20 protein-coding genes and 1 riboswitch are annotated in these 15676 nt (G+C 64.1%); of the genes, 12 read left to right on the plus strand and 8 right to left on the minus strand.

Features of this window, described 5'->3' with window-relative positions; translation table 11 throughout:
• Both DNK10_RS25420 and DNK10_RS25425 read left to right on the plus strand, forming a co-directional pair.
• Positions 1-780: sugar nucleotide-binding protein (locus DNK10_RS25420; protein WP_131193438.1), on the plus strand; the 780-nt coding region annotated here is incomplete at its 5' end.
• Positions 773-1702, plus strand: a complete 930-nt coding sequence (locus DNK10_RS25425; RefSeq protein WP_131193439.1) for an NAD-dependent epimerase/dehydratase family protein — start codon at positions 773-775, stop codon at positions 1700-1702. The genes DNK10_RS25420 and DNK10_RS25425, both read left to right, overlap by 8 nt.
• A gap of 308 nt (positions 1703-2010) precedes the next feature.
• On the opposite strand, the gene DNK10_RS25430 is transcribed toward DNK10_RS25425, so the two are convergent.
• The 5 genes from DNK10_RS25430 to DNK10_RS25450 all read right to left on the minus strand — a co-directional run bounded on the left by DNK10_RS25430 (position 2011) and on the right by DNK10_RS25450 (position 6215).
• Entirely contained in the window at positions 2011-2703 is a 693-nt protein-coding gene (locus tag DNK10_RS25430) for an OmpW/AlkL family protein (protein WP_131193440.1), read from the minus strand.
• Positions 2704-2825: 122 nt separating this feature from the next.
• Positions 2826-3347, minus strand: coding sequence for a DUF3299 domain-containing protein (locus tag DNK10_RS25435; RefSeq protein WP_131182641.1), 522 nt, complete (start codon positions 3345-3347; stop codon positions 2826-2828).
• A gap of 189 nt (positions 3348-3536) precedes the next feature.
• Positions 3537-4799, minus strand: coding sequence for an ABC transporter permease (locus DNK10_RS25440; protein ID WP_131193441.1), 1263 nt, complete (start codon positions 4797-4799; stop codon positions 3537-3539).
• A gap of 1 nt (position 4800) precedes the next feature.
• On the minus strand, positions 4801-5508 hold the full coding sequence (locus DNK10_RS25445) for an ABC transporter ATP-binding protein (protein WP_131193442.1): 708 nt from the start codon (positions 5506-5508) through the stop codon (positions 4801-4803).
• A gap of 125 nt (positions 5509-5633) precedes the next feature.
• A complete protein-coding gene (locus tag DNK10_RS25450) occupies positions 5634-6215 on the minus strand; it encodes a DUF2796 domain-containing protein (protein WP_131193443.1) in 582 nt (193 codons plus the stop codon).
• Between the two features lie 124 nt (positions 6216-6339).
• Between DNK10_RS25450 and DNK10_RS25455 the strand changes: the two genes are divergently transcribed.
• Positions 6340-6690 carry a hypothetical protein gene (locus tag DNK10_RS25455; RefSeq protein WP_131182648.1) on the plus strand — a complete coding sequence of 117 codons (351 nt, stop codon included), beginning with the start codon at positions 6340-6342 and terminating at the stop codon, positions 6688-6690.
• A gap of 111 nt (positions 6691-6801) precedes the next feature.
• On the opposite strand, the gene trxA is transcribed toward DNK10_RS25455, so the two are convergent.
• The 3 genes from trxA to DNK10_RS25470 are packed head-to-tail and all read right to left on the minus strand — an operon-like array spanning position 6802 to position 8830.
• The gene (trxA, locus tag DNK10_RS25460; protein ID WP_131193444.1) at positions 6802-7674 is read right to left on the minus strand and encodes a thioredoxin; all 873 of its coding nucleotides are present in this window, start codon (positions 7672-7674) and stop codon (positions 6802-6804) included.
• A gap of 59 nt (positions 7675-7733) precedes the next feature.
• Entirely contained in the window at positions 7734-8396 is a 663-nt protein-coding gene (locus tag DNK10_RS25465; RefSeq protein ID WP_131193445.1) for a class I SAM-dependent methyltransferase, read from the minus strand.
• Entirely contained in the window at positions 8393-8830 is a 438-nt protein-coding gene (locus tag DNK10_RS25470; RefSeq protein WP_131193446.1) for a YbaY family lipoprotein, read from the minus strand. The genes DNK10_RS25465 and DNK10_RS25470 overlap by 4 nt, the downstream gene beginning before the upstream one ends.
• 141 nt (positions 8831-8971) lie before the next feature.
• Here DNK10_RS25470 and nrdR point away from each other — a divergent pair, with 141 nt between their 5' ends.
• The 9 genes from nrdR (at position 8972) to DNK10_RS25515 (ending at position 15673) form a co-directional block, all read left to right on the plus strand.
• Positions 8972-9436, plus strand: a complete 465-nt coding sequence (gene nrdR / locus DNK10_RS25475) for a transcriptional regulator NrdR (protein WP_131182583.1) — start codon at positions 8972-8974, stop codon at positions 9434-9436.
• A gap of 1 nt (position 9437) precedes the next feature.
• On the plus strand, positions 9438-10556 hold the full coding sequence (gene ribD / locus DNK10_RS25480) for a bifunctional diaminohydroxyphosphoribosylaminopyrimidine deaminase/5-amino-6-(5-phosphoribosylamino)uracil reductase RibD (RefSeq protein WP_131193447.1): 1119 nt from the start codon (positions 9438-9440) through the stop codon (positions 10554-10556).
• A gap of 78 nt (positions 10557-10634) precedes the next feature.
• Positions 10635-10791, plus strand: a riboswitch (FMN riboswitch).
• A 93-nt stretch (positions 10792-10884) separates the two neighbouring features.
• Positions 10885-11346, plus strand: a complete 462-nt coding sequence (locus DNK10_RS25485; protein ID WP_131182585.1) for a 6,7-dimethyl-8-ribityllumazine synthase — start codon at positions 10885-10887, stop codon at positions 11344-11346.
• Positions 11347-11358: 12 nt separating this feature from the next.
• Positions 11359-12021: a riboflavin synthase gene (locus tag DNK10_RS25490; protein WP_131182586.1), complete on the plus strand. Its 663-nt coding sequence runs from the start codon at positions 11359-11361 to the stop codon at positions 12019-12021.
• A 13-nt stretch (positions 12022-12034) separates the two neighbouring features.
• Positions 12035-13123 (plus strand): bifunctional 3,4-dihydroxy-2-butanone-4-phosphate synthase/GTP cyclohydrolase II, encoded by a 1089-nt coding sequence (gene ribBA, locus DNK10_RS25495; RefSeq protein ID WP_131182587.1) that lies wholly within the window; start codon positions 12035-12037, stop codon positions 13121-13123.
• Between the two features lie 100 nt (positions 13124-13223).
• Positions 13224-13700 carry a 6,7-dimethyl-8-ribityllumazine synthase gene (gene ribH / locus DNK10_RS25500; RefSeq protein WP_131193448.1) on the plus strand — a complete coding sequence of 159 codons (477 nt, stop codon included), beginning with the start codon at positions 13224-13226 and terminating at the stop codon, positions 13698-13700.
• Positions 13697-14176, plus strand: a complete 480-nt coding sequence (nusB, locus tag DNK10_RS25505) for a transcription antitermination factor NusB (RefSeq protein ID WP_131182589.1) — start codon at positions 13697-13699, stop codon at positions 14174-14176. Before ribH ends, nusB begins: the two co-directional genes overlap by 4 nt.
• A 5-nt stretch (positions 14177-14181) precedes the next feature.
• Positions 14182-15147, plus strand: coding sequence for a thiamine-phosphate kinase (gene thiL / locus DNK10_RS25510; protein ID WP_131193449.1), 966 nt, complete (start codon positions 14182-14184; stop codon positions 15145-15147).
• On the plus strand, positions 15140-15673 hold the full coding sequence (locus tag DNK10_RS25515) for a phosphatidylglycerophosphatase A family protein (protein WP_131182591.1): 534 nt from the start codon (positions 15140-15142) through the stop codon (positions 15671-15673). Before thiL ends, DNK10_RS25515 begins: the two co-directional genes overlap by 8 nt.
• The last annotated feature ends 3 nt before the right edge of the window (positions 15674-15676 follow it).

A 15676-nucleotide genomic window follows, 5' to 3' on the forward strand; every position in this document is an offset into this window, starting at 1 on the left:
GCCCAGGGCTGGGATGCCGCCAGCCTGACCCAGTTGATCGACGATACCCGCCCAGATGCGGTGATCAATCTCGCCTATTACTTCGACTGGTTCCAGGCCGAGCAAGTCAGCGAAGAGCGCTTTGCTGCCCAGGAGCGCGCAGTGGAGCGCCTGGCCGAGCTTTGCCAGCATCACGATATTCGTCTACTGCAGCCGTCCAGCTATCGCGTATTCGATGGCGCGCGTGCCACCGCCTACAACGAAAAGGATGAGTCGCAGCCGCTCGGCTTGCGTGGGCAGGTGCTTGTGCGCATGGAGCAGAGCGTTCGCGCCTTGTGTCCTCGGCATGTGTTGCTGCGTTTTGGCTGGTTGCTGGATGACAGCCCGGATGGCTTGCTGGCACGCTTTCTGATGCGAGCGGAGCGCGAAGAGGCACTGTTTCTGGCCGATGACCGGCGTGGCAATCCGACGCCGATCGACGATGCCGCCCGCGTCATCCTGGCCGTGCTCAAGCAGCTCGACTGCGCCGCGCCACTGTGGGGCACCTACCACTATGGCGGGCATGAGGCGACCACCGCACTGGCGCTTGGCCAGGCGATCCTGAGCGAAGCACGGCACATGCGTCAGAACCTGCTCGAGGATATTTCCGGCCAGGCCCACGCCGTACGGGCAGATGCTGCCGACGAGCCGCAGCACGCCGTGTTGTCGTGCAAGAAAATCCTTCATACCTTCGGCGTCAAGCCGCGTGCCTGGCGCGCCGGCCTGCCGAGCTTGCTGGAGCAGTACTATCGTCATGTCTGATCAAACCATTCTCGTTACTGGCGGTGCCGGTTTTATCGGTTCCAATCTGGTCGACGCCCTGCTGGCTCGCGGCCACGGCGTGCGCGTGCTGGACAACCTGTCCATGGGCAAACTCGCCAATCTGCCGGTGGATAATCCGCGGTTGACCTTCATCGAGGGCGATGTGGCTGACGCTAAGCTTGTCAGCCGTGCAGTCGCTGGATGTGGTGCGGTCGTGCATCTGGCCGCCGTGGCGTCGGTGCAGGCGTCGGTAGACGATCCGGTCAGCACCCACCAGAGCAATTTCATCGGCACCCTGAACATCTGCGAGGCCATGCGCGAACACGGCGTGCGCCGCGTGCTATTCGCCTCCAGTGCTGCGGTATATGGCAACAATGGTGAAGGCCAGGCGATCGACGAAAATACGCCCAAGGTACCGCTGACACCCTACGCGGCGGACAAACTGGCCAGCGAGCATTACCTGGAGTTCTACGGCCGCCAGCATGGGCTGGAGCCGGCGATCTTTCGTTTCTTCAACGTCTTCGGCCCGCGTCAGGATCCGTCCTCGCCATATTCCGGGGTGATCAGCATCTTCACCCAGCGCGCCCAGCAGGGCCTGCCGATCAGCGTGTTCGGCGATGGCGAGCAGACCCGCGATTTCTTCTACATCGCCGATCTGCTCGAATTGTTGTTGCAGGCGCTGGATGCCGAGCAAGTAACGCAGGGCGCAGTGAATGTCGGCTGGAACGAGGCGGTGAGCCTCAAACAACTGCTGGCGCAGATCGGCGAGTTGCTTGGTGGTTTGCCGACCGTCACCCATCTCGATCCACGCCCGGGTGATATCCGCCATTCTCGTGCAGACAATGGCCGTCTGGCCGCGCAGTACCAGTTGCCGGCGCAGACCACGTTGCGCGATGGGCTGGCCGCGTTGCTGAATAGCTGAGTCGTCAGACGCCAGAGCGCAAAAAGCCGGCAATGCCGGCTTTTTGCGTTTTAGGGGGGGGCTTGGAAACTGCGCGTGGTCTCGTCCTGGGCAAATGGACGCTACAAGGCGGAAGCGGCCGTTCGAAATTTGTATCGGATATGCCGGCCAAATGTCGGATTACGCTTCGCTAATCCAACCTACGAGGCCATGGCACGAATGTAGCCTGGATTAGCCGCAGGCGTAATCCGGGGCCGAAGGCCTGATCCTTCGTTCAACGCGGATCATCGAACGGCCGCTACCGCCTTATTGCGGGCTTGATCAGGTTCTTAGAACTTGTAGCCCAGGCCAACCATATACACGAACGGGTCGACATCGACGTCGACCTTGGCGCGCACGCCGAGCCCGGGATGGTCGACATAGGCGTTGGTGTCGATATCGATGTAGCGCGCCTGGGCGTTGATCAGGAGACTGTCGGTGAGCATGTAGTCGGCACCGATTTGCCAGGCCAGGCCCCAGGAGTTCTTCGCCCGGAAGTTGTCGAAGCCGGCCGTGCTGGCGCGGCTGCCCACGTGTTCGTCGTAGATCCAAGTGTAGTTGATGCCGGCGCCGACATAGGGCTGGAACACCGATTTCGAATCGAGCGGGTAGTAGACCACGCTCAGGGTCGGCGGCAGGTGTTTCAAGGTGCCGAGTTTGCCGTTGGCGGCATCCAGCGTGGTGCCCTTGATCTTCACGTCATGCTCGAACGGCGTGGCGGCGAGCAGCTCGATGCCGATATTGTCGGTGAGCATGTAAGCGAAGTTGAGACCCAGCTGGGTGTCGCTGCTCATGGTCGCCTTGCCGCCCAGGTCGGTACCGGCAAGGCCGCCGCGATCGACCTTGACCGTGGAGCTGTCAGCCTTGGGGTTGACCGTGATGGCGCCGGCGCGAACGAGGACATCTCCGGCCTGGTGCGCCTGCACCATCGGGGCAGCCAGCGCCAGGGCGATCAGAGAGGCAGAGAACAGCGACTTGTACATGGTGAGCTCCTAACGGGTCATTCGAGTAATCTCGGATGGCGTCAGGTTAGGGCGCCTGGCGATGCGTCCCTTGACTCAGCTCAATGCGCGTTGACTACCAGGTGCGACTTTTTGCCACGATGTCAGTTGGCCGGCAACTCGTAGGGGTAGATCTTGTCCGCAGCCATCTGGTAACCGACCTCGGCCAGTTCGCTGCTGCTGTGCTCGACTTTCATCGGGCCCTCGATCCAGAACGGCTGATACAGCGCGTCGAGCAGCACGCCCAACTCGGCGGTGACATGGACGATCTGGTTGGATGGCGGTGGCGGCACGTGGATGCAGGCGCCGAAGTAGGGCACCAGCAGAAATTCGGTGACACGGCCTTCTTCGGTCACGTCCAGCGGTACGATATAGCCCGGAATCTTGACCTGCTGACCGTCCATTTCCTTGACCACCGGCGCAGATGGAAATTGCTGCAGAGAGACGGCTCCCCCTTCGGAAAGCGCATCGCCCAACTGCGACATGTCATGCATCGGCGTCATCTGACTGACCTGGGGCGGTGCGTCCTCGGGAATCAGTTCCTGCCAGTGCAGCGTGCGCAGTTCGGCGGCCCACAGCGGCGTAGCCAGGGCCAGGAAAAAGGCGATGAGCAAAGCGCGGAACATGACACTACCTCTTGATTGAAAACGGAGCCGCCGCCGGCTCCGAATATTCAGAACCTATTCACGATTGTGCGAGCTAGAGCCCTGCAAGGCAAAAACAAGCGAGGAAGCGGAGTTTACTGATGTAAATGAGCTTTCCGAGCTTGTTTTCAACGCCGCAGGGCCGACGCGCAGCCGATCGTGAGTAGGTTCTCAGAGGCGGATAGACAGACCATCGGCCAGCGACTGCCGATAGGCCCGCCAGGCCGGCACGCAGCCCATCAGCAGGGCGGCCGCCAGAATAGCGCCGAGCAGCGTCCACTCATAGGGTGTCGGCGCACTCAATGGCAGATACAGACCGTAGTTGGCCTGCACATAGCCCTGAGCGCTGGCGATGCCGGCGTACAGTAGCGCCACACCGGCGACGACGCCGGCCACGGCCAGGGAAAACGCTTCGAGGATCAGCAGGCTGGCGACATGCCAGGGCCGTGCGCCCACCGAACGGAGGATGGCCATTTCTCGTCGCCGCTCGTTGAGGCTGGTGAGGATGGCCGTGAGCATGCCGATCAACCCCGTCAGCACCACGAACAGCGACACCACGAAGAGTGCCTTTTCCGCCGTACCCATCAGGCTCCACAGCTCCTGCAGGGCAACGCCGGGAAGAATCGCCAGCAGCGGTTCGCCGCGGTACTCGTTGACCTCGCGCTGCACGGAGAAGGTGGCGATCTTGCTTTTCAGACCGAGCATCGCCGCGGTGATGGCCTTGGGCTGAAGATTCATCTCACGAGCCTGCTCGGCGCTGATCTTGCCGGCGCCGCGGGCGGGTACGCCGTTCTGCCAGTCGACGTGCAGCGCTTCCATGCCCTCCAGGGAAATGTGCAGAGTGCGATCCACCGGCGTGCCGGTGCGGGCGAGGATGCCGCTGACCACGAACGGCTTGTCGTCGTGCTGCTGCAGGCTGATGGCCGCGACTCCATGGGACAGCACCAGCTTGTCGCCGAGCTTGTAGTTCAGGGCCTGGGCCACTTCGGCGCCGAGCACTACGTCGAACAGGTCATGGAAGCGTTCGCCTTGGGCCAGCTGCAATGATTGCCCGCGGCCATAGTGGTAGTGGTCGAAGTAGCCTGCGTCGGTGCCCATCACCCGGTAGCCGCGGTGCGAGTCGCCGAGGGAGATCGGGATGGCCCAGTCGACCTGGCGGTGTGAGGCGAGCTTCTCGAAGCTGTCCCAGCGGATGTTGTTGGTGGCGTTGCCGATGCGGAACACCGAGTACAGCAGCAGGTTCACGCTGCCGGAGCGAGCGCCGACGATCAGGTCGGTACCGCTGATGGTATTGGCGAAGCTGGCGCGTGCTTCGGTGCGCACCCGCTCCACCGCGAGCAGCAGACAAACCGACAGAGCGATGGCGAAGACCGTGAGCAGGGCGGTGAAGCGGCGGTTGGCCAGGCTGGCCAGGGCGAGTCGTAACAGGAACACCTCAGACCTCCTGGGGTTTGCTGGCGCGGTTGAGTTCGGCCAGTGACAGGCTGCGGTCGAACAGCGTGGCCAGGCTCTGGTCGTGGCTGACGAACAGCAGGCTGGCACCGACATCACGGCATTCGCCGAACAGCAGCTCGAGGAACGCCTGGCGTGCATCGGCGTCCAGCGCCGAGGTCGGTTCGTCGGCGATCACCAGTTCCGGCTGGCCGATCAGCGCGCGGGCGGCGGCGACGCGTTGCTGCTGGCCGATGGACAGCGAGTCGGCGCGCCGTTCGAGCAGCTCCGGGTGCAGGCCCAGGTGTTCCAGCAGGCGGCTGGCGGCCTGATCCACGCTGCCGTAGCGCTGTGCTGCGCGTTGTGCGCGGAGGCTGGAGAAACGGCAGGGCAGTTCGACGTTGGCACGCACGCTGAGAAAGGGCAGCAGGTTGAATTGCTGGAAGATGTAGCCGGTGTGATCGACGCGGAAGCGATCCCGACGCGCGGCCGAGAGGGCCGCGAGATCTTCGCCGAGCAGACGAATGTTGCCTCGGCCGGGCTTCTGCACGCCGCCGAGCAGGCCGAGCAGGGTGGTCTTGCCGCTGCCGCTGGGGCCCTTGAGAAACAGGGTTTCGCCGTGCTGCAGATGAAAATGCGGGATATCCAGAAGCTCGTCCTGGCCGGGCCAGGCGAAGCCGAGGTCGGTGAGTTCGATCAGTGCTGAGGTCATGGGGACTGCTGGCAGTGAAGGTGAAAGGGCAAGTGTGCCAGTCATGGGTGCGAAATGCTGACTCAGGGGATATTGCAGAACATGTGGGAATACGGATGCCCCTTGTTGGGGCATCCGTCATCGCATCAGAACGTCAGGCGCGCATTGGCTGGCGTCGACTCGACGCCCTGCTGGCCGCTTGGGCCGATCAGTTGCACGCTGATCTTCTGGGTCGCCGGGAACTGCTTGTAGAAGGCAGACAGGTCGAGTGTCTTGATGGCATCCGGCTGTGTGCAGGTGAAGCTGTAATCGGCATCGATATCGCTGTGCTCGTGGTCATGGCCTTTGGCATGCTCGTCATGGTCATGCTTTTCATGAGCGTCACCGAAGAGGGGGCTTTTCAGCTCCTGCTCGTCCAGGCTGCAGCCCGCGGCGGCCGGCAGGCTGAACAGGCTCAGGGGCTTTTCCAGCTGGGCACGAGCGGCGGCGACGGTTTTCTTGTCGGCTTCGCTGGTGGCGGCATGTTCGAAGCCGACGATATTCATCGCCGGGCTCTGCAGTTCGATTTCCAGCGTGTTGCCTTCCAGGGCCACGTTCAGGGTGGCGACGCCATGCTCATGCTTGCCGAGGCTGCCGTGTTCATGGTCGTGATCGTGGTCATGGGTTTGCGCGTGTGCGGCGGCCAGGGGAAGCAGGGCGAAGGGCAGGGCGAACAGTAGGCGGCGCATGAAGGGCTCCAGTATAGGCGGGATTTGTTGATACGTTATAACAAATTTATGGCCTGTGATAGTGGGTGCTTGGTTTGCCTGCGCCCGCGTGGGAGCATGGTGCATCGAGATGAAGGAGAGCGTGATGGTGCGTATTCGTGGGCGGATCGGCGATTGGCCAGTGGATCTGACGGTGGAGCTGGATCCCCAGGATTGGGCGCAACTGGCGGCCGCCGTTCCGCTAACGCCGCAAAGCCCGGCCGCGGTGGCATCCGTGGCGGTTCAGCCGGATCAGGATGGGCAATGGCAAACGGTGCTCGAATTGTTGCGTCGGGCAGGGCGTATCGAGGGGCCGCAGTTGCTGGCGCAACTGGCCGCTCTGGCTGGTGGCGAGCTGGCAGGCAAGCGTTTGCTGGTGCGCCTGCGTCATTGCGAGCAGGTGCGTATGGAAACCGGCCCGGATGCACCGGTGTATTGCTGGGTAGAGCAGCCGTAGCCGGCAGGTATCTGTAGGAGCCGGCTTGCCGGCGATAGCGATGTCGAAATCATCATCGCGATCAACATTACATCGCCCGCAAGCGGGCTCCTACGGGACAGGTTCACGGAGTTAATAGAGCGCCTGATACACCCGGCGACGGTAGGTGGTCACCAGCGGATGCTCGTTGCCGAGCAGGTCGAACACCTGTAGCAGGGTCTTGTGCGGCAGGCCGTCGGCGTAGTTGCGGTTACGCACGAAGAGTTTGAGCAGGGCATCCAGAGCCGGCTCGTACTGCTGACGGGCGAGCTGCTGGATGGCCAGTTGGTGGGCGGCTTCGTCGTCTTCTGCGTTCTGTGCCAGGCGGCTCTTCAGCGTGGCGGCGTCCGGCAGGTCAGCGGCTTCGCGCAGGAAGGTCAGTTGCGCGCGGGCACCTGCCAGAGCCTGCTTGTGTTCGTCGCCCTTGACCGCATCGAGCACCAGTTGCGCCTCACCCAGTTCGCCGCGCTCCGCCAGGCAACGGGCGTAGAGAATCAGCGCTGCGCTGTTTTCGTTGTCCTCGCCGAGCAGTTGCTTGAGCAGGGCCTCGGCCTCAGCGATGCGGCCATCGGCGAACGCTTCCTGAGCGACTTCCAGCAGATCGGCCTCAGGCGCCGCTGGCTCGGCGACATGGGGCTGCAACAGGGCGCGGATCGCCGACTCGGGTTGCGCGCCCTGGAATCCGTCGACAGGCTGACCATCCTTGAACAGCACTACGGTCGGCAGGCTGCGGATGCCGAAGCGTGCGACGATTTCCTGCTCGATATCGCAGTTGACCTTGGCCAGCAGCAGCTCGCCCTGATAGCCCTCGGTGATCTGCTCCAGCAGCGGCATCAGCGCTTTGCAGGGCGCGCACCATTCGGCCCAGAAGTCCACGAGTACCGGTTTGCTGAAGGAGTTCTCGATCACCAGTTGTTCAAACTGGATGGCGCCATTGATATCGAAGATGTACGGGGTGTCGCTCATGGTCGGTCTCTGTCCGGGCGAAAGTGGGTACGACTATAAATGCGGGCGCTGTTGTGCGGCTACAAGGGGCGACGATCCGCGTGATAGAGGCTGACGTGCCGGAAGGTTTCCGGCTCGGCCAGATCCGGCCAGGTACAGCCCTGCAGGCCGGCGATGCGGCGGTAGGCCGGGTGGCTGAAATCCCGCACTCTGGAGTCGGCCACCAGCACCTGGCGGGCATGTTCGAGGACGCGGTCGAGCAGGGGCAGGTTGGCGCGGTCGTAGAGCACGTCGGCGACGATCGCCAGGTCGTAGTCGCGGCGCTCGGCGAACAGATCGCTCGAGTATTCCAGTTGTACCCCGTTGAGTTCGGCGTTGGCACGGCAGGCGGCCAGGGCCTGCGGATCCAGATCGCAGGCCACCACCTGCGCCGCGCCAGCACGCGCGGCGGCGATGGCCACGACGCCCGAGCCGCAGCCGACATCCAGCACTCGCTTGCCGCGCACCCACTCCGGGTTCCGGGCCAACCAGTCAACCAGCACCAGGCCGCTGGCCCAGCAGAAGCACCAGTAAGGCGGCTCCTCGAGAATGCGTCGGGTTTCCTCGGGATTGAAACAGCGATCCATGTTCGTCGGATCGATCAGCCATAGACGCAGGTCGGTACCCGGCAAGGTGGTCGCGTTCAGGCGGGCGTCGCCGAGCAATTCGCTCAGGGCCGTTTGCAGGTGCTGCGGTGGCGTCACAGCGCAGGCGTCACGCGTATTTCGCCGAGCGCCTGGCTCTGCGGCTCGCGGATAAACTGGCTGGGCATGTGCAGCACCAGCTTGCCGGACTGATGCACGCGGCCACGCAGCTCCACGCGGATGCCCTGGTCGAAGTTCTCGGGGTTGAATTGCAGACGGAATGGCAGCGGGGCGCCCGTTCCACGCAACTGGATATTGCCCAGCAGCTTGTGAGGCAGGCCGCGTTCGTTGATGGTCAACAGGGCCAGCTCGACATCGGCACCTGCGGGCACGTCGAGTAACGTGCCGGTGAGGTCGCGCAGGTGTGCCGGCGTCGCGGCAGGCTCCTGCTTCGGCACCGGTTCTGCGGGCGGGGCAGCGGGTGGGGGTGTCTCGCTGGCGCAGGCGACGAGCAAGGCGGCGAGGCTGAACAGGGCAAACGGACGCAATGACATGGGGCGATCCTCGGGACAATGTCTGGATTTTCCCCATAGCCACCGGTGAATGCAAAGGAAAGCGGTGCCGCCCCTGTGCGCTTGGCACCGGGCCGGGTGGATGCGCTACCATGCGGGCTTTCTCGCCTGGCTTTTCCGACCATGCACTGCCCCTTCTGCTCCGCCAACGACACCAAAGTCATCGATTCGCGTCTGGTCGCCGAGGGCGAGCAGGTGCGTCGCCGCCGTGAATGCCTGGCCTGTGGCGAGCGCTTCACCACCTTCGAGACTGCCGAACTGGTGATGCCTCGCCTGATCAAGCAGGACGGCAGCCGCCAGCCCTTCGATGAAGAGAAACTGCGGGCCGGCATGCAGCGCGCCCTGGAAAAACGTCCGGTGAGCATCGAGCGGCTGGAGGCGGCCATCGCCCATATCAAGCACCGCTTGCGTGCCACCGGTGAGCGCGAGATCAAGTCGCTGGTGCTCGGCGAGCTGGTGATGACCGAGCTGCAGAAACTCGACGAAGTGGCCTATATCCGCTTCGCTTCGGTGTACCGGCGCTTCCAGGATCTCAACGAATTCCGCGAGGAAATAGACCGTCTTTCCCGCGAGCCCAATCAGGACTGAGATGAGCACCAGCGATCAGGCATTCATGGCTCGCGCCCTCGAGCTGGCGCGCAAAGGGCTGTATTCCACCCACCCCAATCCCCGTGTCGGTTGTGTGATCGTGCGCGACGGCAAGATCGTCGGCGAAGGCTGGCACGCCAAGGCTGGCGAGCCCCATGCCGAGGTCTATGCGCTACGCCAGGCTGGCGACAAGGCGCGCGGTGCCACGGCCTACGTCACTCTCGAACCCTGCAGTCACCACGGGCGCACGCCGCCCTGTGCCGATGCTCTGGTTGACGCGGGTATCACCCGAGTGGTCGCGGCCATGCAGGATCCCAATCCTCAGGTGGCCGGTAGAGGCCTGCTGAGGCTGATGAACGCCGGAGTCTCGGTACAAGGCAGCGTGCTGGAGAGCGAGGCGCGGGCACTCAACGCCGGCTTCGTCAAACGCATGGAAAAGGGGCTGCCGCTGGTGCGGGTCAAACTGGCCATGAGCCTGGACGGACGCACTGCGATGGCCAGCGGTGAGAGCCAGTGGATCACCGGGCCGGCGGCGCGCGCTGCCGTGCAGCGTCTGCGGGCGCGTTCCAGCGTGGTGCTGAGCGGCGCCGATACGCTGCTGGCCGATTCGGCCCGTTTGACGGTACGCCCCGACGAACTGGGCCTCGGCGCCGAACTTACGGCGCTGGCTCAGGCGCGTCCGCCGTTGCGGGTGCTGGTCGACGGGCGTTTGCGCGTGCCGCTGAGCGCGCCGTTCTTCCAGGCTGGCCCGGCGCTGGTAGCGACCTGTGCGGCGGCGTCATCGCGGGATCGCTACCTCGATGATGGCCACGAGCTGCTGGCGATGCCCGGCAGCAACGGGCATGTCGATCTGCGCAAACTGCTGCTGGAGCTGGCTGAGCGAGGCGCCAATGAGGTGCTGGTCGAGGCGGGCCCCAAGCTGGCTGGCGCTTTCGCCCGGCTGGGGCTGGTCGATGAGTACCAATTGTTCGTCGCGCCGAAGTTCCTCGGTTCCAGCGCCAGGCCACTGCTCGATCTGCCCCTGGCGCGGATGGCCGAGGCCCGGCCGTTGAAGATCATCGACATGCGTGCCGTTGGCGACGATTGGCGAATAATCGCCGTGCCTGACTCCGCCAATTGAGGAGGCCGCTGGTGCACGCCCTCCGTGCACCGCCGTGGCAACTGTGGTAAAACGCCTGTCGGCCGCACCGCGCGGCCACAACGTTCTCAGGGCGGGGTGCGATTCCCCACCGGCGGTAATGGCGCGCAATGCACCTAGCCCGCGAGCGCCCGGTACGGCACCAGCCGCCCGGGGTCCAGCAGATCCGGTGTGATTCCGGAGCCGACGGTATAGTCCGGATGAAGAGAGAGCGGGATTGCCCGACAAGGCAGCCTTTTCGGCCGCCGCATGTCCGTACTGTCCCTATCGATCCAAGCTGCCCTGTTTTAACCATAAACAGGAGTTGAACATGTCCATTGCTTCTCAAGTGCGCCGGGTTGCCTTCGTGCAAGCCTGCTGGCACCGCGAAATCGTCGATCAGTCCCGCAATGCCTTCCTCGAAGAAATGCAGCGCCAGGGCTATGCCGCGAGCGAGATCGACTGCTTCGAAGTCGGCGGCGCCTTCGAAATTCCCCTGCATGCCAAACGGCTGGCCAAGAGCGGTCGCTACGCCGGCATCGTCGCTGCCGGGCTGGTGGTCGATGGTGGCATCTACCGCCACGAGTTCGTCGCCCAGGCGGTGATCGAGGGCCTGATGCAGGTGCAACTGGAAACCGACGTTCCGGTGTTCTCGGCGGTACTCACGCCCCATCATTTCCATGCAGGTGAAGAGCACCAGACGTTCTTCCGCGAGCACTTCCTGGTCAAGGGCGCCGAAGCCGCGCGCACTTGTGCCGATACGCTGCGCAAGCTCAAAGAGCTGCCGGTCTGACGAGGAGCACTTATGTTCACCGGAATCATCGCATCCATCGGCAGCATCGCCGCGATCACCCCCAAGGGCGGTGACGTGCGCGTCTACGTCAAGACCGCCAAGCTCGACCTGGGTGATGTGGCCCTGGGTGACAGCATCGCGGTCAACGGCGTGTGCCTGACCGCGGTAGAGTTGCCGGGCGACGGCTTCTGGGCCGACGTCAGCCGCGAAACCCTGGCTCGCACCGCCTTCATCGACCTCAAGAGCGGCAGCCGGGTCAACCTGGAAAAGGCGCTGACGCCGACCACTCGTCTTGGCGGCCACCTGGTCAGCGGCCATGTCGATGGCGTCGGCGAAATCGTCTCCCGTGAGGAGAACGCCCGCGCCATACAGTTCAAGGTGCGCGCCCCGCGCGAACTGGCCAAGTACATCGCCCACAAGGGCTCGATCACCGTCGACGGCACCAGCCTCACGGTGAATGCCGTGGATGGTGCCGAGTTCGAGCTGACCATCGTGCCGCATACCCTGGCCGAAACCATCATGGCCGACTACCGCCCCGGGCGTCGGGTCAATCTCGAGGTCGACCTGCTGGCCCGTTACCTGGAGCGCCTGCTGCTCGGTGACAAGGCCGCCGAGCCCAGTGGCTCGGGGCTCACCGAAGGATTTCTCGCCGAACACGGCTACCTGAAGAATTAAGGACACCGCCACCATGGCACTCAACAGTATCGAAGAGTTGGTCGAAGACATTCGCGCCGGCAAGATGGTCATCCTCATGGATGACGAAGACCGCGAGAACGAAGGCGACCTGATCGTTGCCTCGGAATGCGTGACCGCCGAGCACATCAATTTCATGGCTCGCTTCGCCCGCGGCCTGATTTGCATGCCGATGACCCGCGAGCGCTGCGAGACGCTCAAGCTGCCGCTGATGGCGCCGCGTAACGGCTCCGGTTTCGGCACCAAGTTCACCGTTTCCATCGAGGCTGCAGAAGGGGTCACTACCGGCATCTCCGCCGCCGACCGCGCCCGTACCGTACAGGCCGCCGCCGCCAAGCATGCGGTTGCTGAAGATATCGTCAGCCCCGGCCACATCTTCCCGCTGATGGCTCAGCCCGGCGGCGTGCTGGCTCGCGCCGGTCACACCGAAGCAGCGTGCGACCTGGCGCGTATGGGCGGTTTTGAAGCGAGCGGCGTGATCTGCGAGATCATGAACGACGACGGCACCATGGCCCGCCGCCCGGAGCTGGAAGTGTTCGCCGAGCAGCATGGCATCAAGATCGGCACCATCGCCGACCTGATCCACTACCGGCTGATTCACGAGCGCACGGTTACGCGTATTGCCGAGCAGCCGCTGGACAGCGAAGTCGGCCAGTTCAATCTGGTGACCTTTCGCGATTCGGTGGAAGGCGACGTGCACATGGCTCTGACCCTGGGCACCATCTGCCCGGAAGAGCCGACCCTGGTGCGCGTGCACAACATGGATCCGATGCGCGACCTGCTGATGGTGCGCCAGCCTGGCCGCTGGAGCCTGCGCGCGGCGATGACCGAAGTCGCCAATGCCGGTAGCGGCGTGGTGCTGCTGCTCGGCCACTCGCTGGACGGCGACGAAGTGCTGGCGCATATCCGCGAGGCGGACGGTGCAGCCAGCAAGGCGCCAAGCACCTACAGCACGGTCGGCGCCGGTTCGCAGATCCTGCGTGACCTCGGCGTGCGCAAGATGCGCCTGATGAGCGCACCGATGAAGTTCAACGCGATATCCGGTTTCGATCTGGAAGTTGTAGAATACCTGCCCCCGAAATAACGGGTGACCGTCGCGGTGAGCTACTTTTAGCTCACCGACACTATTTTCAGGGCCTGCCACGGCATGCCCTGGCTCTTTAAAGACAGCTCGAGAACTCGCTATGACACTCAAGACCATCGAAGGTACTTTCATCGCTCCCGAGGGCCGCTTCGCTCTGGTGGTTGGCCGCTTCAACAGCTTCGTGGTCGAAAGCCTGGTCAGCGGCGCCGTCGACGCCCTGGTACGCCATGGCGTGAGCGAAAGCGACATCACCATCATCCGTGCGCCGGGTGCTTTCGAAATCCCGCTGGTTGCCCAGAAAGTCGCCCAGCGCGGCGAGTACAACGCGATCATCGCCCTTGGCGCGGTGATTCGTGGCGGTACCCCTCACTTCGAATACGTGGCGGGCGAGTGCACCAAGGGTCTGTCCCAGGTGTCCATGGAGTTCGGCGTACCGGTCGCTTTCGGTGTGCTGACCGTCGATTCCATCGAGCAGGCCATCGAGCGTTCCGGTACCAAGGCCGGCAACAAGGGTGCCGAAGCTGCCCTGTCCGCTCTGGAAATGGTCAGCCTGCTGGCGCAGTTGGAGGCCAAGTGAGCCAGAACGACAACAAGCCAGTCAAAAAGGGCCCGAGCGCCAAGGTACTGGCTCGCCGTCAGGCGCGCACGCTGGCCATGCAGGCGCTGTACTCCTGGCATATCGCCGGTCAGGCGATCAATGAGATCGAAGCCCAGTTCCGCGTCGACAACGACTTCAGTGCGGTCGATGGCGCTTACTTCCACGAGATCCTGCACGGTGTGCCGCGTCAGAAGAGCGAGATCGACAGCGCGTTCGAGCCGTTGCTCGATCGCCCGCTGGACGAGATCGACCCGGTCGAGCTGTCCATCCTGCGTCTGTCCACCTACGAGCTGCGTAACCGCATCGACGTGCCTTACCGCGTGGTGATCAACGAAGGTATCGAGCTGGCCAAGGTGTTCGGCGCTACCGACGGGCACAAGTTCGTCAACGGCGTGCTGGACAAGCTGGCGCCGAAACTGCGTGCCGACGAAGTCCGCGACTTCAACAAGCGCTGAGTGCCTTGGGCGAGTTCGAGCTGATCCGCCATTACTTCGCTGCCGCCGCCTGTGCGCAGGCGGCCGACGGTGTGGCGCTGGGGATTGGCGACGACTGCGCCCTGCTGGAAGTGCCCGCTGGTGAACAGCTGGCGGTGTCCACCGACACTCTGGTCGCTGGCGTGCACTTTCCCGCGGATGCTGCTGGCCGATTACTCGGCCAGCGCGCGCTGGCCGTCTCGGTCAGTGACCTGGCCGCCATGGGCGCGACACCTCTGGCCTTCACCCTGGCGCTGACCCTCCCCGAGGTTTCCCCTGACTGGCTGGCCGATCTCACGGCCGGGCTGGAAAGCATGGCGCGCCAGTGCGGGGTGCGTCTGGTCGGTGGCGATACCACCCGCGGGCCATTGAGCCTGACCCTGACCGTGTTCGGCCGTGTGCCCAAAGGCCTGGCGCTGACCCGGGCCGGGGCGCGTGCCGGCGATCTGCTGTGTGTCGGCGGTTCGCTTGGCGATGCGGCGGGTGCCTTGCCCTTCGTGTTGGGCGAGCGGGAAGGGCAGGAGGGTGCCGACCAGTTGCTGGCGCACTACTGGTCACCACCACCGCAACTGGCGCTCGGCCAGGCCTTGCGTGGGCTGGCCACGGCGGCGCTGGATATCTCCGACGGCCTGCTTGCCGACTGCGGGCATATCGCCAGGGCGTCCGGCGTGGCGCTGGTCGTCGAGCGGGAGCGTGTGCCCGTGTCCGCGGCCTTGCACGCCTGCGCTGGCGACGAAGCGGCACGCCAGCTGGCGCTTGGTGGTGGCGATGATTACGTGCTTGCCTTTACTCTGCCTGCCGAGAAGCTGGACGCGCTGCGCGCCATGGGGCAGCCTGTGCACGTGATCGGTCGGGTCGAGGCCGGACAGGGCGTCCACCTGCAGGACGCCGAGGGCCGGGCCATCAAGCCGCTGTACGCTGGCTACCAACATTTCGGATCGCAACGTGACTGATCATTCCAAGCAAGTCCCCGCCGAGTTCGTGCCACCCTCCGTGTGGCGCAATCCCTGGCATTTCCTGGCCTTTGGTTTCGGTTCCGGAACCCTGCCGAAAGCGCCAGGTACCTGGGGATCGATGGTCGCGGTGCCGTTCATTCCGCTGTGGCAGATGTTGCCGGACTGGGGCTACTGGCTGATGCTGGGCGTCACCATGCTGTTTGGCGTCTGGCTGTGCGGCAAGGTGGCGGAGGATCTGCGCGTACACGACCACGAAGGTATCGTCTGGGACGAAATGGTCGGCATGTGGATCACCCTGTGGCTGGTGCCGGAAGGGTGGGGTTGGGTGCTGGTGGGCTTCCTGATGTTCCGCTTTTTCGACATCCTCAAGCCATGGCCGATTCGCTGGATCGACCGGCACGTGCACGGCGGTTTCGGCATCATGCTCGACGATGTGCTGGCCGGGGTGTTCGCCTGGCTGGGCATGCAGGTGCTGGTGTGGGGCTGGAGCAACGGCCTGGCGGCCAACCTGGGCTTCGCCTAATCC

It is taken from the genome of Phytopseudomonas daroniae (genome assembly GCF_004327275.1).
In the GTDB taxonomy this organism is placed as follows: Bacteria; Pseudomonadota; Gammaproteobacteria; order Pseudomonadales; family Pseudomonadaceae; genus Aquipseudomonas; species Aquipseudomonas daroniae.

Coding starts and splice junctions, on each gene's coding strand:
- DNK10_RS25425 (WP_131193439.1), top strand. CDS start 773: ATGTCTGATCAAACCATTCTCGTTACTGGCGGTGCCGGTTTTATCGGT.
- DNK10_RS25430 (WP_131193440.1), bottom strand. CDS start 2,703: ATGTACAAGTCGCTGTTCTCTGCCTCTCTGATCGCCCTGGCGCTGGCT.
- DNK10_RS25435 (WP_131182641.1), bottom strand. CDS start 3,347: ATGTTCCGCGCTTTGCTCATCGCCTTTTTCCTGGCCCTGGCTACGCCG.
- DNK10_RS25445 (WP_131193442.1), bottom strand. CDS start 5,508: ATGACCTCAGCACTGATCGAACTCACCGACCTCGGCTTCGCCTGGCCC.
- DNK10_RS25450 (WP_131193443.1), bottom strand. CDS start 6,215: ATGCGCCGCCTACTGTTCGCCCTGCCCTTCGCCCTGCTTCCCCTGGCC.
- DNK10_RS25455 (WP_131182648.1), top strand. CDS start 6,340: ATGGTGCGTATTCGTGGGCGGATCGGCGATTGGCCAGTGGATCTGACG.
- trxA (WP_131193444.1), bottom strand. CDS start 7,674: ATGAGCGACACCCCGTACATCTTCGATATCAATGGCGCCATCCAGTTT.
- DNK10_RS25470 (WP_131193446.1), bottom strand. CDS start 8,830: ATGTCATTGCGTCCGTTTGCCCTGTTCAGCCTCGCCGCCTTGCTCGTC.
- nrdR (WP_131182583.1), top strand. CDS start 8,972: ATGCACTGCCCCTTCTGCTCCGCCAACGACACCAAAGTCATCGATTCG.
- ribD (WP_131193447.1), top strand. CDS start 9,438: ATGAGCACCAGCGATCAGGCATTCATGGCTCGCGCCCTCGAGCTGGCG.
- DNK10_RS25485 (WP_131182585.1), top strand. CDS start 10,885: ATGTCCATTGCTTCTCAAGTGCGCCGGGTTGCCTTCGTGCAAGCCTGC.
- DNK10_RS25490 (WP_131182586.1), top strand. CDS start 11,359: ATGTTCACCGGAATCATCGCATCCATCGGCAGCATCGCCGCGATCACC.
- ribBA (WP_131182587.1), top strand. CDS start 12,035: ATGGCACTCAACAGTATCGAAGAGTTGGTCGAAGACATTCGCGCCGGC.
- ribH (WP_131193448.1), top strand. CDS start 13,224: ATGACACTCAAGACCATCGAAGGTACTTTCATCGCTCCCGAGGGCCGC.